The sequence below is a fragment of the Frisingicoccus caecimuris genome (assembly GCF_004340975.1).
GTDB classification, from domain to species: domain Bacteria; phylum Bacillota; class Clostridia; order Lachnospirales; family Lachnospiraceae; genus Frisingicoccus; species Frisingicoccus caecimuris.
This window is the reverse complement of the sequence record NZ_SLXA01000017.1, coordinates 20097-40428: the sequence shown is the minus strand read 5'-3', so window position 1 is coordinate 40428 and position 20332 is coordinate 20097. Positions and strand designations below refer to the sequence as shown.

Sequence of the window (20332 nt, the reverse complement as noted above, 5' to 3'; positions counted from 1 at the left end):
ATGTCAAGTTGATTGAACCGCCGTGTACCGAACGGTACGCACGGTGGTGTGAGAGGTCGGAATTTCTCAATCAAGAGAAATTCCTCCTACTCGATCAATAAGTAGAAAAACTGATTAAGGAATTTGTGTACAGACCTTTCTGTGGGCAGTCGAGATAGGCAGTTCGGCCATTTCAGATTCTGTATAAAGGCAGACGGAAAGACTTTCGTTCATCGGTTCCGGGGTGTCCATGATCTCTCCAAGATAGACATTCATATGCCAGATTCGATGAGAGAATACGTGCTTGATTTCTTTGCAGTATTCATAAAGTCGGACAGACAGACCATAATTTTCATAAAACATTTCTTCGAAGCTGACAGGTGACTCCACTTCATACTGAACAAATCCATAAAGATTTTCCAAAAGGCCGTCATTGTTTTTTATCAGAAAATATTTACCGTCTTTTTTTAAGATGGCCGTAATATAATATAAATCTGTTTTTGATGTATTTTTTATATTGACCGGAAGCAGGCATTCTGTTCCGGCAGCATGGGCTTTGCAAAAAGAGCGGACCGGGCAGTGTTCACAGTCCGGATGTCTTGGTGTACAGATACCGGCGCCCAGATCCATCATTCCCTGATTAAACATAGAAGGGTCAGTACCCTGAATGAGTTCATCCATCAGAAGTTGATACGCTTTTTTTGTTTTTTCCAGGGCAATGTTATCCTGACGATCATAAATTCTTGATAGAATGCGCAGCGTATTGCCATCGATCACACCCTTTTCCTGTCCGAAGGCAATGCTTGAAATGGCGCTGGATGTATAAGCACCGATACCTTTCAACCGGATGATCGTATCATAAGTTTCAGGAAAATGACCGCCGTATTCGGTCATGATCTGCCGGGCAGCTTCCTGCATATGGCGGACACGGCGGTAATAACCAAGTCCTTCCCAGAGTTTGAAGACCAGGTCTTCATCAGCTTCAGCCAGAGAAGCAATATCCGGCAGTGTCCTGAGAAAGCGGGTGTAATATTTTTTTACCGTATCCACCTGGGTTTGTTGAAGCATGATTTCGCTGACCCAGATGGCATAGGGATCCCGCGTATGACGCCAGGGCAGATCGCGGCCTTCTTTTTTATACCACTCGATTAAGTTTTTCTGAAATTTCTCAATATCCATTAAATTGCACATAGGCAAAGTGTAACATATTTATCAGGATTTTTCTATATTTCGGGAAGGATTTTTCAATTTGACGACGAATATATATAATAAGGAGGGATTTTCATGAATATTCGGGAAAAACAAGAAATATGGGAAAAAGAATATTTAAGTCCCTATGCATCTTTAAGCCAGAATTCTCTTGGACGGGACCGGGAGGAACCTCAATGCGATCTGCGTCCATTATACCAACGGGACAGGGACCGTATCCTCCATTCCAAATCTTTTCGGAGGATGAAGCATAAAACTCAGGTTTTTCTGGCCCCGGCCGGGGATCATTACCGGACACGTCTGACCCATACACTGGAGGTTTCTCAGATTGCCCGAACGATTGCAAGAGCTTTGCGGATGAATGAAGATCTGACCGAAGCTATTGCCCTTGGACATGACCTTGGACATACGCCTTTTGGCCATGCGGGAGAAGATATTTTGAACAGGCTGCATCCGGAAGGTTTTAAACATTATTACCAGAGTGTCCGGGTGGTAGAATTGCTTGAAAAAAATTGTCAGGGGCTGAATTTGACAAAGGAGGTCAGAGATGGTATGATGAACCATTCCACATCACGGATGCCGATGACGATGGAAGGAAAGATCGTCCGCTTCGCTGACAAGATCGCATATATTAATCATGATATTGATGACGCCATTCGGGCGCATATTATCAGTGAAGAAGATTTGCCAAAGGTATATACGGATGTTCTTGGACATTCACCAAAGCAGAGGCTGAATTCCCTGATTCACAGTATTATCGGTGAAAGCATGGATCAGCCGGATATCCGCATGGCTGAAGAGGTTGAAAAAGCGATGTTGGGGCTGCGAACCTATATGTTTGAAAATGTATATACGAATCCTATTGCTAAAGGACAGGAGAAAAAAGCCCAGAATATGTTGGAAGTGCTGTACCATCATTTTATGAAAAATTTTCATGAGCTTCCGGCAGAATATGTAGGGCTTGTCACAGAGCGGGGCGAAAGGTTGGAGTCAGTAGTGTGCGATTATATTGCAGGGATGACAGACCAGTATTCAATTAATGTTTACGAAAATCTGTACGTGCCTTTTGTGTGGAAGGTGGTTTAAGTGTTTTATTCCGACGATGTGATAGAAGAAGTCCGTTCACGTAATGACGTGGTGGACCTGATTGGAAATTACATAAAACTGACAAAAAAGGGCAGTTCTTATTTTGGACTATGCCCGTTTCATAATGAAAAATCACCATCTTTTTCGGTGAGCAGAGATAAACAGATGTATTATTGTTTTGGCTGCGGCGCCGGAGGTAATGTATTTACATTTGTGATGGAATACGAAAATTATACCTTTGTGGAAGCTGTGAAATATCTGGCGGAACGGGCCGGAATAAAGCTTCCGGAGGTGGAAGTGACCGAAGAACAAAAACGGATTCAGAACAAACGGCAGCAGCTTTTGGATATACAAAAACAGGCGGCTCAGTATTTTTATTATCAGTTGAAGAGCAAAAACGGCGCCAATGCCCGGGCTTATTTTGAAAAGCGTCGTCTTACAAAGGAGACGATCGCCCATTTTGGACTGGGTTTTTCCAATCCCTACAGTAATGATCTGTATCAGTTTTTAAAAAGTAAAGGATATGACGATCAGATTTTGAAAGATTCGGGATTAGTGACTATTGATGAAAAACATGGTGCCCATGATAAGTTCTGGAACCGGGTCATGTTCCCGATCATGGATGTGAATAATAAAGTTATTGGTTTCGGGGGACGGGTCCTCGGTGAAGGAACGCCAAAATATCTGAATTCGCCGGAAACCCTTTTGTTTGATAAGAGCCGGAATCTCTACGGATTGAATTTTGGACGGACATCTAGACAGCCTTTTATGATCATTTGCGAAGGATATATGGATGTAATCGCTATGCATCAGGCCGGATTCACCAACGCAGTGGCGTCTCTTGGAACGGCCTTTACCCTTCAACATGGTATTCTTTTAAAACGGTATACAGAGGAAGTCCGCCTGGCCTATGACAGTGATGAAGCCGGTGTAAAAGCAGCACTTCGTGCGATTCCTATTCTGCGTTCTGCGGGGCTGCGGATTCGGATCATACATATGAATCCTTATAAGGATCCGGACGAATTTATTAAAAATCTCGGCATGGAGGCGTTTCAGGAGCGAATCGATCAGGCAGAAAACAGCTTTTTATTTGAAGTGTCCGTGTTAGAGCGGTCTTATAATCTTGGGGATCCGGACGGAAAGACCCGTTTTTTCAATGCGGTGGCGCAGCGCCTGCTGGAATTCGAACAGGAGTTGGAGAGGAATAATTATATCGAAGCCATCGCCAGAAAGTATGGCATTTCTTTCACGGATTTGCAGAAGCTTGTGAACCGCTATGGCCTGACGCTTCCAGAGCGGCAGACGATGCGGGAAGAACACCCGGCGGCCGGTCGGGAGAAAGATAACGGCCAGTATCCGGAAGCGTTGCTTGCGGCTCAGAAGCTGTTATTAACCTGGCTGGTCAACGATGTCACCTTATTCAAAAAAATCAGACCATGGCTCGATTGGGAAGACTTTGTACATCCGGTCTACCGGACAGTAGGCCGTGCAGTGTATGAAGCTATTGAGACGACGGGACAGATCGTACCCGGGCAGATCATTGATCTTTTTCAGGAAAAGGATGAACAAAAGCTTGTCGCAGGCATTTTTAATTCGGATATTGCAGGAATTGAGGATAAAAATGCCAGGGAAAAAGCGTTGACAGAAACCGTTATTCGAATTAAAAAGTATCATTTGGAGGAGTTGACCCGACATACCCAGGATTTGGGCGAATTGCAGAAAATTATCCGGATGAAATCCGATTTACAGAATTTGCATATTTCTCTCTAGTATGGAAAGAATATAGACAGATTGCCAGGAGGATGAATATGGGCGAAAAGATGACATTTAACGAACGTTTAAAAATGCTGGTATCGTCCAGCCGTAATAGAAAAGACAGTATGGCTTTTCAGGAAGTTCTCGATTATTTTTCTGATATTGATCTGACTGAAGAACAGATTGAACAGATTTATGACGCTATGGAAAAGGCCCATGTGGATTTGATGAAAATAGATGACAGCGATGTGCCGGAAGATTTTCTTGAAGAGGAAAGCAACGAGGAAATACCGGAGATTGACCTTTCCGTGCCGGAAGGGGTCAGCCTGGAGGACCCGGTGCGCATGTATCTGAAAGAAATCGGAAAAGTGCCGCTGTTGTCTACAGAGGAAGAATTGGAGCTGGCAAAACGGATTGAGGATGGGGATGAAGAGGCGAAGCAGCGCCTTTCCGAGGCAAATCTGCGTCTTGTTGTAAGTATTGCCAAACGCTATGTGGGCCGGGGGATGATGTTCCTGGATCTGATTCAGGAGGGAAATCTTGGCTTGATGAAAGCGGTGGAGAAATTTGATTATCGCAAAGGTTATAAATTCAGTACCTATGCGACCTGGTGGATCCGTCAGGCGATTACCCGGGCGATCGCGGATCAGGCCCGGACCATACGAATCCCGGTGCATATGGTAGAGACGATCAATAAACTGCGCCGCACGGCCAGACAGCTTCTTCAGGAACTGGGAAGAGAAGCGACTCCGGAAGAGATTGCCGGGCGGATGAACCTGCCTGTGGAACGTGTTCAGGAGATCATGAAGATTGCCCAGGAGCCGGTTTCTCTGGAAACACCGATCGGTGAAGAAGAGGACAGCCATCTGGGGGATTTTATTCAGGATGATCATGTGCCTGTACCTGCGGAAGCGGCGGCTTTTTCTGTGCTTCAGGAACAATTAGAGGAAGTATTGGCTACCCTGTCGGACAGGGAAGCAAAGGTACTTCGTCTGCGGTTTGGACTGGATGACGGAAGGGCGCGGACATTAGAGGAAGTAGGCAAGGAGTTTAATGTGACGAGGGAACGCATTCGTCAGATTGAAGCCAAGGCTTTGCGTAAGCTCCGCAGCCGTGGAAGAAGCAGTAAGTTAGTTGATTTTTTGTCGAATTAGGAGACGATCATGGTAAAAATATCTCATAGATTAATTCAGGTTGCCGGACTGGTACCTGAGGGCTCGCGATTGGCCGATGTGGGAACAGATCATGGCTATGTACCAATATGGTTATTGCAGCAGGGGCGGATTCCGTCGGCCATTGCGATGGACGTCAATCAAGGGCCGTTATGTCGTGCCAGAGAAAACAGAGACCGATATGGATTCCAGGATGTGATGGACCTTCGTCTCTCTGATGGCCTGGAAAAACTTCAGCCCGGGGAGGCAGATACGGTCCTCATAGCCGGAATGGGCGGACCGCTGATGATTCGGATTCTCTCAGAAGGACGAAGCAATGCGGAAGGCGTTTCATCCTGGGTGCTCCAGCCCCAGTCAGAAATCCCGTCGGTACGGCGTTTTTTGATCGAACACGATTTTAAGATCGTGGATGAAATCATGCTCATGGATGAAGAAAAGTATTATATGGCTATGAGAGCTGTGCCGGGAAAGGAGCCCGGGTGGAATGAAACCGAGTATTTGTTCGGTAAGGTTCTTCTCCGACAGAAACACCCTGTATTGCTGGACTATTTAGAAAAAGAAAAGAGAATTTATCATAAAATTTTAAAACAATTAGATGAAACCCATCAGTCCGGCACGGAGCGCTACAGAGAGGTCACGGGCTATCTGGAGGAACTGGGTCGGGGGATGGATTATTACAGTAAATAAGTGGGTGAATACATATGAACGGTAAAGAATTATATGTGCTTCTTCAGAGACATTTTCCAAATGAGGCGGCGCTTTCATGGGATAATGTGGGACTTCTGTGCGGACGTATGGATAAAGATATCCGGACAGTTTATATCGCTCTGGATGCGACAACGGATGTGGTTGACGGGGCGGTAGAAGCCGGAGCAGATTTGCTGCTGACCCACCATCCGGTGATCTTTTCAGCAATCAAACGGATTGAAGAAGGCGATTATCTGGGGGAACGGCTTCTGCGCATGGTAGAAAACCACGTGGCCTGCTATGCCATGCACACCAATTATGATGTAAAGCGTATGGCAGATCTGGTGGTTTCCCGGATGGGACTTAAAAATCCTGAGGTATTGGAAGCCACAGCAGCTGACGGCAGCGAAGGCATCGGATATACAGGAGACTTTGAGACGCCGATGACTCTGGAAACCTGTGCTTTAAAAATCAAAGCCTGGTTTCATATTCCGGACGTGCGTGTTTATGGTGATTTAAATCAGAAAATTCAACGGGTTTCTGTCTGTCCGGGTTCGGCCAAAGGGATGGAAGACTTCGCGTTGGCCCAGGGGGGCCAGGTACTGATCGGCGGTGATTTCGGACACCATGAAGGTCTGGACTGCCTGGAAAAACATATAGCTGTGATCGATGCAGGACATTATGGGCTGGAACATGTTTTTATTGATGATATGGCCGGCTTTTTTACGAAATATTGCCCGGAAATAAAGGTGTGTAAGTCGAAAATTGTCTATCCATTTCGAACAATGTAGAGAAGGTGATATGATGGGAAAAATAAACAACATTCAAGTAACTGTTCTGGATGAACAGCGGGAATATTCTGCGGGAGTTTCACTGGAGAAGGTTGCCGGAGATTTTCAGGACAGATATCCGCACAGGATTATAATGGCGCGGGTGAACGGAAAATTAAATGAACTGCATAAATCACTGGATGGGGACGCTCTGGTGGAGTTTGTGACGACCGGGGAGAAGATCGGCGAACAGTCGTATCGCCGGACGGCAACACTGATGCTGACAAAGGCTGTTCGGGATGTCATGGGAAAATCCGAAAAGCTGGTTGTTCAGTTTTCAGTACACAAGGGTTATTATTGTGAAATTAAGGGCCATATGCCAATGGAAGAGAATCTGCTTAAAAAATTGAGTCAGCGCATGAGAATACTGGCAGAACAAAATCTTCCGATCATCAAACGCACAGTGTCCACAAGAGAAGCGGCCGAAATGTTTGAATCAAACGGAATGGCAGGAAAAGTTTCTCTTTTGAAATATCGCAGAGCTTCTAGGGTAAATATGTATCAGCTTGAAGATATTTTGGATTATTATTACGGATATATGGCTCCGTCTACAGGTTATATCACCCGGTTTGAACTGATTCCATACCGCGATGGCTTTGTCATGCAAATGCCTGTGGCGGAAGCTCCGGAGATCATCCAGGAGTTTAAGCCGTCAGAAAAGATTTTCAATGTGCTTAAAGAATCCACACTCTGGGGCGAACGGCTTGGCATATGCAATGCCGGACAGTTAAATGACTGTATTTCCAATGGTGAATTTATGGAGTTGATGCTTGTTTCCGAAGCGCTTCAGGAAAAAAATATTGCGGATATTGCAGAAGATATTTATAATAGCGGCAAACGTATTATTCTTATTGCCGGCCCCTCTTCTTCGGGAAAAACAACCTTTTCCCATCGCCTCAGTGTACAACTTCGTGCCAAAGGATTAAAGCCTCATCCGATTCCGGTAGATAATTACTTTGTTGACCGGGAAAAGACACCAAGAGATGAAGATGGCAATTATAATTTTGAATGTCTGGAAGCTTTAAATATTGATCAGTTTAATAAGGATATGACCGGGCTTCTGGCAGGAGATCGGGTGGAACTGCCGACTTTTAATTTTGTAAGTGGAAAGTCTGAGTATGGTAAAAATAATTTTATGCAGATAGGGGCGGAAGATGTTCTTGTCATCGAAGGCATTCATTGTTTGAATGATGCATTAACGAGCAGTATTCCGAAGGATGATAAATATCGGGTGTATATCAGTGCTCTGACCCAGTTGAATCTGGACGAACACAATCGCATTGCAACGACAGACGGTCGATTGATCCGACGTATTGTCAGGGATGCGGCCCATAGAGGAACACAGGCTGCCCACACGATTGCCATGTGGAACTCGGTGCGGCGAGGAGAGGAATTTAATATTTTTCCATATCAGGAGAATGCCGACGCCCAGTTTAATTCAGCGTTGATCTATGAATTATCCGTATTGAAGCAGTTTGCTGAACCGCTGTTATTCCGCATACGGCCGGAGCAGCCTGAATATGAAGAAGCCAAACGCCTTTTGAAATTCCTGGATTATTTTGTGGGAGTTACAAGTGAAAATATCCCGAAAAATTCGATTCTCAGAGAGTTCATCGGAGGAAGTTACTTTAATGTATAGACCTCTTTACAAATGTGTGAAAGAGTGCTAATATAATATTTCAAGTCTGCCAAATGGTCGCGCCTGTATCTACCGAAAGGTTTCAGGTGAGGAAAGTCCGAGCTTCGCAGGGCAGGATGCCGGATAACGTCCGGTGGAGGCGACTCTAAGGAAAGTGCAACAGAAATAAACCGCCGGTATCGACCGGCAAGGGTGGAAAGGCGGGGTAAGAGCCCACCGTCCTTCTGGTAACAGGAGGGGCTATGTAAACCCCATCCGAAGCAAGACCGCACATGAGACGATACGGCGGCCCGTCGTGTCTCAGGGTAGGTTGCTGGAGCTTCCTGGCAACAGGAAGTCGAGATAGATGACCATTTTTAACATAACTCGGCTTACAGGCAGACTTGAAAAAAGATACTGATTTTCAGTGTCTTTTTTCATTATCATCAGAAAACAATGAAAAACAAAAGAGGGTAAGGGTGGAAAATGAATGGTTTAAAAAGAGCCTGGGGAATAGTATCACCAATGGTGATTTTTCTTGTGATTCAGCGTGTGATTTCTTTTAGTGCGGCTTTTACATTTATGAACAGTAAAGTGGATGCAGCCGAAATCCTAAGTGACAAACAGATAATGGAGCTGCAGATCAATGCTGCTGAAATGTTGAGCAACAATATCGTTTTGATGTCGGGAATTGCGGCGATACTTTCTATTCCGATTTTTTATCGGGCTTTAAATAAAGAGTGGATGAAACGGCCGTATCGTATTTTGCCGATTTGCGGACCGTTTCGACGTTATATTTATGTGATTTTATCTGCTGTCGGCATGACAATGGCTTTTAATCTGGCCGTCAATGCATTTGAATTGTTTCGATATGATATTGACTATGCTCAGCTGGCCAGGGGAATTTATTCGGAACCGTTGTTTATGCAGGTCGTGGTCATCGGTTTTTTTATGCCGGTCGTAGAGGAATTGATGTTTCGTGGTCTTATCTATGAACGACTGGGGCAATACGGTAATGAAGCCGCCAGAGTCATTCTGACGAGTATTTTGTTTGGTGTCTATCACGGAACGCTCATTCAGATCGCATATGCTTTTGTCTTCTCGATACTCATGATTTTTGCCTATAAACGTACCGGAACTTTTTGGGCGCCGGTTCTGTTCCATATTTCCAGCAATCTGTCTTCTCTGGTTTTGAATCAGATGAATCCGCTGTCTTCCATGGGTTATTCCATCGGGATTGTTGCATTCTTTCTTCTTGGAATGTTTGGTCTGTATGGTTTAAAACAGGGGAAATTTTACAAAATTATTCCATTACAGAGATTCAGTATGGAGAAAAATTCTGTCGAATGTGACGAGTAACTGTCAGAAGAATGTGATTTACCCGATCAAAAAATAGCGATATAATCATTGACAGGAAGAGAAAAATCATGTATGATGAATGCATGGACGAACGAATGTTCGGAGCTAAATCACAGATAAGGAGAAATGAATCTATGGGAAACAAAGTGGATAAGGTAGATAAGCTGAAAGCATTGGATGCGGCTATTGCACATATAGAGAAACAGTATGGTAAAGGCTCGGTTATGAAATTGGGAGACAACACTGCCAATATGGATGTGGAGACGGTACCTACCGGGGCTTTGAGTCTGGATTTGGCGCTTGGACTGGGCGGTGTTCCAAAGGGGCGTATTATTGAAATCTATGGCCCTGAATCTTCAGGAAAGACAACAGTGACGTTACATATGGTTGCAGAAGTACAAAAGCTCGGCGGTATCGCCGGATTTATCGATGCAGAGCATGCTCTTGACCCGGCTTATGCACGAAATATCGGTGTAGATATTGACAATCTTTATATTTCTCAGCCGGATAATGGTGAGCAGGCTCTGGAGATTGCCGAAACGATGGTTCGTTCCGGTGCCATTGATATTGTTGTTATTGACTCGGTTGCTGCACTTGTTCCAAAGGCGGAGATTGATGGCGAGATGGGAGATGCCCATGTCGGATTGCAGGCTCGTCTGATGTCTCAGGCATTGCGTAAATTAACTGCTGTGATCAGTAAGTCCAATTGTGTTGTGATCTTCATTAATCAGCTGCGAGAAAAGGTGGGTGTCATGTTCGGCAGCCCGGAAACAACTACAGGCGGCCGGGCGCTGAAGTTCTATTCTTCTGTGCGGATGGATATTCGCCGTGTCGAATCCCTGAAGATGAATGGTGAGGTTGTCGGTAACCGTACCCGTGTCAAAGTTGTTAAAAATAAGATTGCTCCGCCGTTTAAAGAGGCTGAGTTTGATATTATGTTTGGTAAGGGGATTTCCAGAGAAGGAGATATTCTGGATCTTGCTGCGAATGTGGATATTATCGTCAAGAGCGGTGCATGGTATTCTTATAATGGTGTAAAGATTGGACAGGGACGTGAAAATGCAAAAACCTATCTGAGAGATCATCCGGAGATTATGGAAGAGGTTGCTGCAAAGGTTCGGGCACATTATGGTCTGGGCAGCCAGGTTGAAGAAACTGTTCAGGATGGCGGCAATGTGGAAGCTGAAACGATACCTTCAACAGAGAATGAATAAGTAAAAAACCCTGCTGATTTTCCTGAATGGAAAAAAGTCAGCAGGGTTTTTGAAATATTAAGGGGAAAAGCATGTTTATATCGTATACTGAAAAATCGGGAAAGTCCAAGATAAAAGTAACTTTAGCAAATGGCGACCATTTTATTATTTCAGAGAAGGACTGGCTTTCTTTTGGTGTAAAAGCAGGCGAGGATATGGCGGATACACTCCTTGAAAAGCTTTACAGAGAATATCTCATGCCAAAGGCCAGGCTTCGGGCCTTGAACCTTTTAAAAGTACGGGACAGAACTCATAAAGAGCTGATTCAGCGTTTAAAGCAGGATGGTTATCCGGAGGAGATCGTTCGACAGACGATAGAATATGTGGACGGTTATCATTACGTGGATGATGCTCGTTTCGCGAAAAATTATATTGAATACAGAGGTCATCGGAAAAGCCGCAGAGAACTTGAGTATGAGCTGGCATTGAAAGGGATTGATATGTATCATCTGGCAGAACTGGAAGATGAGATGAAACTGCCGGATGATAAGGAGACAATTCGGGAAATTCTGAAAAAGCGATGGGGCGAGGACCCGTCACCGGATATAAAGGAAAAAGAGCGGATGATGCGCTACCTGGGAAGACGGGGATTTCATGGCGGAGACATACTCTCTGCTTATCGGAATTTGGGCATTTAAGACAATTTTTTACAGAATATTTAGTCAATATGTCAGTAGAATCATGAAATCCACTTGACATCATTATAAAAAAAGTATAGAATTTAAGTGTTGTATTTATGTACAATTAAAACTAAATAAGGAGGTGCTCCTGTGCCGCTAATTACTGCAGTTATTGCCATTGTTGCAGCTGTTTTAATTACTGCTCTTATCGTTTGGAATGTGGCGATTTCTTATAGAAAAAAAGTCGTGGAATCCAAGATTGGTTCAGCAGAGGAAAAGGCTCGAGAGATTATTGACGAAGCCATGAAGACTGCTGAAACGAAAAAACGTGAAGGCCTTCTTGAAGTCAAGGAAGAAGCTTTAAGGAATAAAAATGAGCTTGAAAAAGAAAGCAAGGAACGCAGAAACGAATTACAGAAGTACGAAAAACGTGTACTTTCTAAGGAAGAAGCTGTGGACCGTAAGGCAGATTCTCTTGAACGCAGAGAAAACCAACTGGCATCACGCGAGGACAGATTGAACAAGCAGCTGGCAGAAGTAAATGAACTGAACCAGAAAAGAGTACAGGAACTCGAAAGAATCTCAGGTTTAACCTCCGAACAAGCAAAGGAATATCTTTTAAGAACGGTTGAAGATGATGTAAAGCATGAAACCGCAATGTTAGTTAAAGACCTTGAAAACAAGGCAAAGGAAGAAGCGAATAAGAAAGCAAAGGAATACGTGGTCACAGCTATCCAGAAATGTGCTGCAGACCATGTAGCGGAGACGACGATTTCTGTTGTGCCGCTGCCGAATGATGAAATGAAAGGCCGTATTATCGGACGTGAAGGGCGTAATATTCGTACTTTAGAGACGATGACCGGTATTGATTTGATCATTGATGACACACCGGAAGCAGTTATTTTATCCAGCTTTGATCCGATTCGTCGTGAAGTGGCACGGATCGCTCTGGAGAAATTGATTGTGGATGGGCGTATTCATCCGGCACGAATCGAAGAGATGGTTGAAAAGGCCCAGAAAGAGGTTGAGACCATGATTCGAGAGGAAGGGGAAGCAGCAACTCTGGAAGTTGGGGTACATGGTATCCATCCGGAATTGGTGCGTTTGCTTGGTAAGATGAAATATCGTACAAGCTATGGACAAAATGCTTTGAAACATTCTATCGAAGTGGCGCATTTATCCGGTTTGCTGGCTGGTGAGCTGGGCGCTGATGTAAGGATGGCTAAAAGAGCTGGATTGTTACATGATATTGGTAAATCCGTAGACCACGAGATGGAAGGTTCACATATTTCCATCGGCGTGGATTTGTGCCGCAAATACAAGGAATCTGCGATTGTTATTAATGCCGTAGAATCTCATCACGGCGACGTAGAACCAGAAACGCTGATTGCATGTATTGTACAGGCTGCAGATACAATTTCTGCCGCAAGACCAGGAGCTCGCAGAGAAACCTTAGAAACTTATACTAACAGATTAAAACAATTAGAAGATATTGCCAATGAATTTAAAGGCGTTGATAAATCTTTTGCTATACAGGCAGGACGAGAGATTCGCATCATGGTAGTTCCAGAACAGGTTAACGATGATGATATGATATTATTGGCAAGAGATATTTCCAAGAAGATTGAAGATGAATTGGAATATCCGGGTCAGATTAAAGTAAATGTTATCCGTGAATCCCGGGTAACAGATTACGCAAAATAATTACATCGTTAAAATTGAAAGGATATATAGACCCTTGGAAGCGTTCGTCTTCCAGGGGTTTTATGTTTCATAAAGGAGATTTTATGCAGGGAAGAGAAGAAAAAGAAAAGATTGTCAATTATGGTCTGATTCATATCGTGGATAATGACAGAGATATTAAAACCATATTTAATAAAAAGGCTTATGAGGCCGAATTCCTGACTTTTTATGATATTTATTCCCAGAGTCTGACCGCCTATAATTTGCTATATGAGATGAGTAGTAAACCGGAGGAATATGCACGGGAAGTGGCCTTGAAAATCATGGCGCATGAGATGGAAAAAATCAATGAGATTACAAAAAAATCCAAAAGAGAGATAAAGATGATGGAAGACAGCGCTTTCACAGCTCTTTTTGTTATTCCGGCCATTGCCCGGTTCCAAACGCGGGCTACGGATCATCTTGCGGATTTCCTTGTAGAAGAATGGCGGAAAAACTTTCCGAAAAACCAGATTCAGCGGGGAGATTTTGAAAAAATCAATGCAGGTTTTAAAGAAAAGAGGGGGCTCCTTGACTTACTCAGAGGGCGCGTAGTATAATGAAAGATACGAAATTTAAAGGAGTGAAATAAATGAGCGAATCATGTAATGAATCCAGTTGCAGTTCATGTAATGTAGAAGGTTGTTCCTCAAGAAAAGCAGAGGACTTTAGTGTTCCGGCCAATGCAAAGAGTCATATTCAACATGTGATCGGCATTGTCAGCGGTAAAGGCGGTGTGGGCAAATCTCTGGTTACCTCTGAACTTGCTGTTCTTTTGCAGAAACGTGGTTATAAAGTAGGTATTTTGGATGCGGATGTTACAGGACCTTCGATTCCCAAAGTATTTGGTCTTCATGGACAGGCTTTTGGTACCGATGATGGTATTATTCCATTTGAGACAAAAACCGGAATTAAGGTTATGTCTGTAAACTTAATTTTGGATGATGAGGAAACTCCGGTCGTATGGCGTGGACCGGTTATCGCTGGTGTTGTAAAACAGTTCTGGAATGAAGTTGTCTGGGGCGAACTGGACTACCTGCTTGTGGACATGCCTCCGGGAACCGGTGATGTACCGCTGACTGTATTCCAGTCTCTTCCTGTAGACGGCATCGTTGTGGTCACCTCACCTCAGGAACTGGTAGGTATGATCGTAAAGAAAGCCTACAATATGGCTCAGATGATGAATATTCCAGTACTTGGTCTCATTCAGAATATGAGCTATATCATCTGTCCGGATTGTGGAAAAAAGATTTACATTTATGGTGAAGGTCATGGTGAAGAAACAGCCAAAGAATTGAATATTCCAGCCTATGCGTCTCTCCCTATGATTCCGGAGATTGCTGCACTGTGTGATGCCGGAGCTATTGAAGATTATGACAACATGTATCTCGGTTCATTCATTGATAAACTGACAGAAAAATAGAAATAAAAGACTCTATCATCCATCCGATTTTAAGGGATGGATGATAGAGTCTTTTTACTTACTCCAAATATTCGATAATACCTTCACCAAGACGGGAAATCCGGGCTTGTGAATAAACGTCAAAGCCTGCCTGTTCCAGACGGGAGCGTCCATTTTGGAAGGATTTTTCAATAAGGATTCCGATTCCGGCCACAGTGGCTCCGGCCATCTGAACAAGACGAGCGGCGCCGGTAGCAGCTTCACCGTTGGCAAGAAAATCATCAATAATGAGTACCCTGTCATCCCGATGAATATAATCCCGGGAGAGGGTCAGTTCATAACTTGTTCCTTTTGTAAAAGATGTGATATTTGTCTGAAATACCTGACCGTTTAAAATCTTCGATGTCTGTTTTTTCAGGATAACCATCGGTACATTCAGGGCCTGAGCCGTATAAACGGCAGGAGCTATACCGGAACTTTCAATCGTGAGTACTCGTGTGATACCGTAATCCTTGAAATGTTCACAAAAATCCAGACCAACTGCCTGCATTAATTCCGGGTCTACCTGATGGTTTAAGAATCCGTCAACTTTTAGTACAGAGTCGCTGAGGGCTTTGCCTTCTGCCAAAATTCTATCCTTAAGTAATTTCAATTTTTTCACCTCGTACGTGTATTTCCATACATTATATCACATCAATGAAATGTAGAAAAGATTTTTAAATAATTTTACAAAGAAAAACATTTTTTCACACTATGGTCATATTTTGGATATATAATAATAGAAAATTGAGCCTCGGGAGGAATAATTTTGGCTCGGAAGGGGATGCTTTATGAAAAATTGTAAAATTCTCGTGATTGATGATGAAAGCCGTATGCGAAAACTCGTCCGGGACTTTTTGACCAAAAAAGGATATGAGGTATTGGAGGCTGCCAATGGTGAGGAAGCCATGGAAATTTTCTACGAAGATAAAGATATTGATTTGTTGATTTTGGACGTCATGATGCCGAAGATGGATGGATGGGAAGTCTGCCGTGAGGTGCGGAAAACTTCCAGGGTGCCAATCATCATGCTGACGGCAAAGGCGGATGAGAGAGATGAATTACTTGGATTTGAACTTGGAGTGGACGAGTATGTAACCAAACCTTTCAGCCCGAAGATTCTTGTCGCCCGGGTCGAAGCCATCTTACGCAGGAGCAATGTGAATACTGACGATGGAATTATCCGGATCGGAGATATTACGATGAATAAAAATGCCCATGAGGTATTTGTAGGCAATCAGCCGATTGAATTGAGTTTTAAAGAGTTTGAACTTTTGGCCTATTTTATTGAGAATCAGGGAATCGCTCTGTCCAGAGAGCGCATTTTGAATAACGTGTGGAATTATGACTATTTTGGAGATGCACGGACAATCGATACCCACGTGAAAAAACTGAGAAATAAATTAGGCGAACGGGGCGGATATATCAAGACCATCTGGGGCATGGGTTATAAATTTGAAGTTACAAAGGAGTAACGGAGGCGTTTTATGAATAAATCATTGCGGGTGAAATTATCCGTCACTCTGATGGCTACCGTATTGGTGACAATGGTGATTTCCGTGCTCGTAAACAATTTTTTTCTTGTAGACTATTATATTTCAGGCAAACAGAAAACATTGATCAGCGTGTATAATCAGATCAATCAAATGTATAATACCTTTGGAGTATCCGTCGAAGAAGAAGAGAAGGATACTGCAGAAAATAATATCTATCAATGGTTTAATACAGACGCTATTGCCAGCCTGAATGATTTTCTGGATATGGAATTATCGATGGAACAGATCAGCCAGAGTAATAATATTGGCATTTTACTCTATCGTATTCAGAATAAGCGGGTGATCAATCAGCAGATTGTGTATGATATGCAGGTTCTTTTTTCTTCCAGTGGAAGCAATTCCTCTTCGGAGAAGGATGTGGAGAGCTTTGCTATTTACCGGGATTATATTCAGTCGGAAAAGCAGACGGAAATCTCCAGTGAGAGTGACCGTTATACACTTCAGAAAATTTATGTGAAGCGAATGGATTCTTCATATATATATTTGATCGGAACGATGGACAACGGAGATTATATTATGCTCCGGGCATCGGTGGAAAGTATCGAGGAGAGCGCACAGATATCCAACCAGTTTTTTATTTATGTTACGATGTGTGTCTGCGGTATCAGCTTTCTGGCCATGTTGTTTATTTCGAAACATTTTACCGAAAAGATTCTGGATCTGGCAAAAATTGCCCAGAAAATGTCCCACTTGGATTTTGCCCAGAAATATCCGGTGGAAACCCAGGATGAGATCGGTGTTTTAGGGGAAAGTATCAACACCCTTTCTGAAACGTTGGAAAAAACATTGGGTGAATTAAAGGGTGCCAATGTTCAGTTGAAGCGGGAACTGGAGCAGAAGGTTCAGATTGATGAGATGCGAAAGGAATTTTTATCGAATGTCTCACATGAGCTGAAAACACCGATCGCTCTCATTCAGGGCTATGCGGAAGGGTTGCAGGAGAATATCAATGACGACGCCGAGAGCCGGGACTTTTACTGTGAGGTCATTATGGACGAGGCGGCCAAGATGAATGTACTTGTCAAAAAACTTCTGGATCTGAATCAGATTGAATTTGGAACAGAAACATTGACGATGGAGCATTTTGATATCGTTGCGACGATTGACAATATTCTGTCTAATGCGGAGATTCTTTTCCGTCAGAAGGAGGCCGCATTAAAATTTAATGCAGATGATTCGGTTTATGTATGGGGCGACGTCTATCTGATTGAAGAAGCGTTTACGAATTATATGTCTAATGCTCTGAATCATGTGGACGGTGAACGGATAATCGAAGTTAAGGTTAAAAAAGATGGCAATAAGGCAAAAATTTCCGTATTTAATACGGGAGCGCAGATTCCGGAAAGTGATATCGATCAGATTTGGGTGAAATTCTATAAAGTAGATAAGGCACGGACACGGGAATATGGCGGCAGCGGTGTGGGCCTTTCCATTGTGAAGGCGACGATGGAACGGCATGGTCAGTCTTACGGCGTGCAAAATCGGGAGAATGGTGTGGAATTCTGGTTTACGCTGGATGCATCCAATGAGGTGCCGGAACTGTCTGAAAATATTGAGATGAACGAATAAAAAATACCCTGTGGAGCATTTTCACAGGGTATTGCGCTGTATATGTATTTTACTGTAACTCAATTTTTCCAGAGATATCATCATTAATTACATAATAAGCCATAAATTCTTCAGGTTTTACATAAAGCTTTAAATCTTTGATATCTTTGATCTTGTTACCATCATTCAGCCAGATTTCTTTAATCTTTGTAACGATATCTCTTTCGTTTACCTGTAATCCCTGATACTCTACAAACAATGATGTTTTCATAAATTGCCTCCTTAGAAATACACATCTAAATGTTCTGTTTAATATAGTAGTACTTTTTTGCGCGTTTGGCAATGGAAAATTTTATAGTTTTATGTTAGAATGGTTTAGACAAGCAAAATTTTAGGAGATTAAAGTAATGATTACAATTATTGATTATGATGCAGGAAACATAAAAAGTGTTGAAAAGGCCTGTCAATATCTTGGACAGGAGGTTTGTATCACCCGGGACAGAGACGAGATTCTGGAAGCAAGTCATGTGATTTTGCCAGGGGTTGGCGCATTCGGTGACGCCATGCGTCATTTAAAAGAATATCATTTGATACAGACAATTTATGATGTGGTGGAGAAAAAAACACCTTTCCTTGGTATATGTCTTGGTCAACAACTTTTATTTGAGCGAAGCGACGAAAGCAAGGGCGTGAATGGCCTTGGAATTTTACCGGGAGAGATACTGGAGATTCCTCCGGCGCCGGGCCTTAAGATTCCCCATATGGGATGGAATTCTCTGGATATTCGGCCGGGAGCGCGTCTTTTCAAAGGAATTGAGGGAAATCCCTATGTCTATTTTGTACATTCCTACTATTTGAAAGCAAAGCGTCCGGAGGATGTGGCGGCACGGACCTGGTACAGTGTGGATGTGGATGCGTCGGTGGAATCAGGTAATGTATTTGCCTGTCAATTCCATCCGGAAAAGAGCAGTCGTACAGGTCTTCAGATATTAAAGAATTTTATGGAAATGTAGGAGGCGTACAATGTTTACAAAACGAATTATACCATGCCTGGATGTACATAACGGAAGGGTTGTCAAAGGCGTGAATTTTGTCAATTTAAAGGACGCAGGAGACCCGGTAGAGATTGCAGCGGCCTACGACAAGGCCGGAGCGGATGAGGTTGTTTTTCTGGATATTACGGCTTCCTCGGACGCACGGAATACAGTTGTGGATCTGGTACGTCGGGTGGCAGAGAATGTATTTATTCCATTTACTGTCGGTGGTGGTATCCGGACGGTGGAAGATTTCAGAGCTTTACTCCGTGAAGGGGCCGATAAAATTTCAATTAATTCTTCAGCGATCAATCGTCCGGAGTTGATTTCAGAGGCGGCGGATAAGTTCGGCAGCCAGTGTGTCGTTGTGGCGATTGATGCCAAACGCCGGTCTGATGGCAGTGGCTGGAATATATATAAAAACGGCGGCCGGATCGATACGGGACTGGATGCCGTGGAGTGGGCCGAACGGGTGAATAAACTGGGCGCAGGAGAAATTCTTCTGACCAGTATGGACTGTGACGGCACAAAGGCCGGATACGATATTGAACTGACTCGGCAGATTGCAGAAATCGTTTCCATACCGGTCATTGCATCTGGCGGTGCGGGAACAAAAGAACATTTTTATGAAGCCCTGACCGATGGAAAAGCCGATGCTGCTTTGGCAGCCTCCCTGTTCCATTATAAAGAACTGGAAATCAGCGATTTAAAGCGTTATTTAAGCGACAGAGGCGTTTCTATACGTCTTTAAATAAAAATTACAAAGGAGAAGATAATCATGGCAGCAATCAGCAATGACTGGCTTGAACCCTTAACACCGGAATTTCGTAAGCCTTATTATGCAAAACTTTACAAAACGATACTTACCGAATATAACAGCCGCCTGATATTTCCAGCGGCGGATGATATTTTTAATGCCTTTAATTTTACTCCGTTGTCAAAGGTCAAGGTCGTTATTCTCGGCCAGGACCCATATCATGGGGACGGTCAGGCCCATGGTCTTTGCTTTTCAGTGAAACCGGATGTGGACATTCCTCCGTCTCTGGTCAATATCTATACGGAGCTCCATGAGGATCTGGGCTGCTATATACCGAACAACGGTTACTTAAAAAAGTGGGCGGACCAGGGGGTATTATTGTTGAATACGGTACTTACCGTACGGGCTCATCAGGCCAATTCACATCGGGGAATCGGATGGGAAGAGTTTACTGATGCAGCCATTCGGGTATTGAATGAGGTGGAACGGCCGATCGTATTTATTTTGTGGGGACGTCCGGCCCAGATGAAAAAAACTATGCTCAATAACCCGAAACATTTAATTTTGGAAGCGCCCCATCCGAGCCCGTTATCTGCATACCGGGGATTTTTCGGAAGCCGGCCTTTCAGCCAGACGAACAATTTCTTGAAAGAACATGGAATAGAGCCGATAGACTGGCAGATAGAAAATATACCTTCATAAAGAT

At 43.6% G+C, this 20332-nt stretch carries 20 protein-coding genes and 1 other RNA gene; 18 read left to right on the top strand and 3 right to left on the bottom strand.

The features are described from left to right. Positions 1-114 precede the first annotated feature (114 nt). A complete protein-coding gene (gene mutY, locus EV212_RS12395; RefSeq protein WP_207669119.1) occupies positions 115-1170 on the bottom strand; it encodes an A/G-specific adenine glycosylase in 1056 nt (351 codons plus the stop codon). A gap of 93 nt (positions 1171-1263) precedes the next feature. On the opposite strand from mutY, the gene EV212_RS12390 reads away from it, so the two are divergent. From EV212_RS12390 to EV212_RS12330, 13 genes are all read left to right on the top strand, one after another. Further along, positions 1264-2274, top strand: a complete 1011-nt coding sequence (locus EV212_RS12390) for a deoxyguanosinetriphosphate triphosphohydrolase (protein ID WP_132093977.1) — start codon at positions 1264-1266, stop codon at positions 2272-2274. Beyond that, positions 2275-4044, top strand: a complete 1770-nt coding sequence (gene dnaG / locus EV212_RS12385) for a DNA primase (RefSeq protein ID WP_132093974.1) — start codon at positions 2275-2277, stop codon at positions 4042-4044. 32 nt (positions 4045-4076) lie between these two features. Continuing rightward, complete coding sequence (gene rpoD / locus EV212_RS12380; RefSeq protein WP_132093971.1) at positions 4077-5183, top strand: RNA polymerase sigma factor RpoD; 1107 nt, start codon at positions 4077-4079, stop codon at positions 5181-5183. Between the two features lie 9 nt (positions 5184-5192). Further along, the gene (locus EV212_RS12375) at positions 5193-5888 is read left to right on the top strand and encodes a tRNA (adenine(22)-N(1))-methyltransferase (protein WP_132093968.1); all 696 of its coding nucleotides are present in this window, start codon (positions 5193-5195) and stop codon (positions 5886-5888) included. Positions 5889-5902: 14 nt separating this feature from the next. Continuing rightward, the gene (locus EV212_RS12370; protein ID WP_132093965.1) at positions 5903-6679 is read left to right on the top strand and encodes a Nif3-like dinuclear metal center hexameric protein; all 777 of its coding nucleotides are present in this window, start codon (positions 5903-5905) and stop codon (positions 6677-6679) included. 13 nt (positions 6680-6692) lie between these two features. Beyond that, positions 6693-8357, top strand: coding sequence for a nucleoside kinase (locus EV212_RS12365; protein WP_132093989.1), 1665 nt, complete (start codon positions 6693-6695; stop codon positions 8355-8357). Positions 8358-8398: 41 nt separating this feature from the next. After that, an RNA gene (gene rnpB / locus EV212_RS12360) (RNase P RNA component class A) lies at positions 8399-8747 on the top strand. A gap of 75 nt (positions 8748-8822) precedes the next feature. Then, positions 8823-9695 carry a CPBP family intramembrane glutamic endopeptidase gene (locus EV212_RS12355; RefSeq protein WP_132093962.1) on the top strand — a complete coding sequence of 291 codons (873 nt, stop codon included), beginning with the start codon at positions 8823-8825 and terminating at the stop codon, positions 9693-9695. A 134-nt stretch (positions 9696-9829) separates the two neighbouring features. Further along, positions 9830-10909, top strand: coding sequence for a recombinase RecA (recA, locus tag EV212_RS12350; RefSeq protein WP_132093986.1), 1080 nt, complete (start codon positions 9830-9832; stop codon positions 10907-10909). Between the two features lie 71 nt (positions 10910-10980). Next, entirely contained in the window at positions 10981-11586 is a 606-nt protein-coding gene (locus EV212_RS12345) for a regulatory protein RecX (RefSeq protein WP_132093959.1), read from the top strand. A gap of 132 nt (positions 11587-11718) precedes the next feature. Then, the gene (gene rny, locus EV212_RS12340; RefSeq protein WP_132093956.1) at positions 11719-13272 is read left to right on the top strand and encodes a ribonuclease Y; all 1554 of its coding nucleotides are present in this window, start codon (positions 11719-11721) and stop codon (positions 13270-13272) included. A gap of 83 nt (positions 13273-13355) precedes the next feature. Then, entirely contained in the window at positions 13356-13850 is a 495-nt protein-coding gene (locus EV212_RS12335; protein ID WP_132093953.1) for a hypothetical protein, read from the top strand. Between the two features lie 32 nt (positions 13851-13882). Further along, a complete protein-coding gene (locus EV212_RS12330) occupies positions 13883-14713 on the top strand; it encodes an Mrp/NBP35 family ATP-binding protein (RefSeq protein WP_132093950.1) in 831 nt (276 codons plus the stop codon). Between the two features lie 58 nt (positions 14714-14771). Here EV212_RS12330 and EV212_RS12325 read toward each other — a convergent pair whose 3' ends face one another. Then, positions 14772-15344: a xanthine phosphoribosyltransferase gene (locus EV212_RS12325; protein WP_132093947.1), complete on the bottom strand. Its 573-nt coding sequence runs from the start codon at positions 15342-15344 to the stop codon at positions 14772-14774. Positions 15345-15522: 178 nt separating this feature from the next. On the opposite strand from EV212_RS12325, the gene EV212_RS12320 reads away from it, so the two are divergent. Together EV212_RS12320 and EV212_RS12315 are read left to right on the top strand one after the other, a co-directional pair. Beyond that, a complete protein-coding gene (locus EV212_RS12320) occupies positions 15523-16206 on the top strand; it encodes a response regulator transcription factor (RefSeq protein WP_132093944.1) in 684 nt (227 codons plus the stop codon). A 12-nt stretch (positions 16207-16218) separates the two neighbouring features. Beyond that, positions 16219-17856 (top strand): HAMP domain-containing sensor histidine kinase, encoded by a 1638-nt coding sequence (locus EV212_RS12315; RefSeq protein WP_132093942.1) that lies wholly within the window; start codon positions 16219-16221, stop codon positions 17854-17856. Positions 17857-17905: 49 nt separating this feature from the next. On the opposite strand, the gene EV212_RS12310 is transcribed toward EV212_RS12315, so the two are convergent. Continuing rightward, positions 17906-18106, bottom strand: coding sequence for a DUF6465 family protein (locus EV212_RS12310; RefSeq protein ID WP_132093939.1), 201 nt, complete (start codon positions 18104-18106; stop codon positions 17906-17908). A 136-nt stretch (positions 18107-18242) separates the two neighbouring features. Between EV212_RS12310 and hisH the strand changes: the two genes are divergently transcribed. From hisH to EV212_RS12295, 3 genes are read left to right on the top strand one after another with little or no spacing between them, the layout of a single operon-like run. After that, positions 18243-18848, top strand: coding sequence for an imidazole glycerol phosphate synthase subunit HisH (gene hisH / locus EV212_RS12305; protein ID WP_132093936.1), 606 nt, complete (start codon positions 18243-18245; stop codon positions 18846-18848). Between the two features lie 10 nt (positions 18849-18858). Beyond that, the gene (gene hisF, locus EV212_RS12300; RefSeq protein ID WP_132093933.1) at positions 18859-19620 is read left to right on the top strand and encodes an imidazole glycerol phosphate synthase subunit HisF; all 762 of its coding nucleotides are present in this window, start codon (positions 18859-18861) and stop codon (positions 19618-19620) included. A 27-nt stretch (positions 19621-19647) separates the two neighbouring features. Next, positions 19648-20328: a uracil-DNA glycosylase gene (locus EV212_RS12295; RefSeq protein WP_132093930.1), complete on the top strand. Its 681-nt coding sequence runs from the start codon at positions 19648-19650 to the stop codon at positions 20326-20328. Positions 20329-20332 lie beyond the last annotated feature (4 nt).

Excerpts from the sequence above, each read along its gene's own strand:
- EV212_RS12335 (WP_132093953.1), top strand. The coding sequence starts at position 13,356 with ATGCAGGGAAGAGAAGAAAAAGAAAAGATTGTCAATTATGGTCTGATT.
- EV212_RS12390 (WP_132093977.1), top strand. The coding sequence starts at position 1,264 with ATGAATATTCGGGAAAAACAAGAAATATGGGAAAAAGAATATTTAAGT.
- EV212_RS12315 (WP_132093942.1), top strand. The coding sequence starts at position 16,219 with ATGAATAAATCATTGCGGGTGAAATTATCCGTCACTCTGATGGCTACC.
- EV212_RS12365 (WP_132093989.1), top strand. The coding sequence starts at position 6,693 with ATGGGAAAAATAAACAACATTCAAGTAACTGTTCTGGATGAACAGCGG.
- recA (WP_132093986.1), top strand. The coding sequence starts at position 9,830 with ATGGGAAACAAAGTGGATAAGGTAGATAAGCTGAAAGCATTGGATGCG.
- mutY (WP_207669119.1), bottom strand. The coding sequence starts at position 1,170 with ATGTGCAATTTAATGGATATTGAGAAATTTCAGAAAAACTTAATCGAG.
- EV212_RS12375 (WP_132093968.1), top strand. The coding sequence starts at position 5,193 with ATGGTAAAAATATCTCATAGATTAATTCAGGTTGCCGGACTGGTACCT.
- EV212_RS12370 (WP_132093965.1), top strand. The coding sequence starts at position 5,903 with ATGAACGGTAAAGAATTATATGTGCTTCTTCAGAGACATTTTCCAAAT.
- EV212_RS12295 (WP_132093930.1), top strand. The coding sequence starts at position 19,648 with ATGGCAGCAATCAGCAATGACTGGCTTGAACCCTTAACACCGGAATTT.
- EV212_RS12345 (WP_132093959.1), top strand. The coding sequence starts at position 10,981 with ATGTTTATATCGTATACTGAAAAATCGGGAAAGTCCAAGATAAAAGTA.
- hisH (WP_132093936.1), top strand. The coding sequence starts at position 18,243 with ATGATTACAATTATTGATTATGATGCAGGAAACATAAAAAGTGTTGAA.
- EV212_RS12320 (WP_132093944.1), top strand. The coding sequence starts at position 15,523 with ATGAAAAATTGTAAAATTCTCGTGATTGATGATGAAAGCCGTATGCGA.
- rpoD (WP_132093971.1), top strand. The coding sequence starts at position 4,077 with ATGAATATGGGCGAAAAGATGACATTTAACGAACGTTTAAAAATGCTG.
- hisF (WP_132093933.1), top strand. The coding sequence starts at position 18,859 with ATGTTTACAAAACGAATTATACCATGCCTGGATGTACATAACGGAAGG.
- EV212_RS12310 (WP_132093939.1), bottom strand. The coding sequence starts at position 18,106 with ATGAAAACATCATTGTTTGTAGAGTATCAGGGATTACAGGTAAACGAA.
- EV212_RS12355 (WP_132093962.1), top strand. The coding sequence starts at position 8,823 with ATGAATGGTTTAAAAAGAGCCTGGGGAATAGTATCACCAATGGTGATT.
- EV212_RS12330 (WP_132093950.1), top strand. The coding sequence starts at position 13,883 with ATGAGCGAATCATGTAATGAATCCAGTTGCAGTTCATGTAATGTAGAA.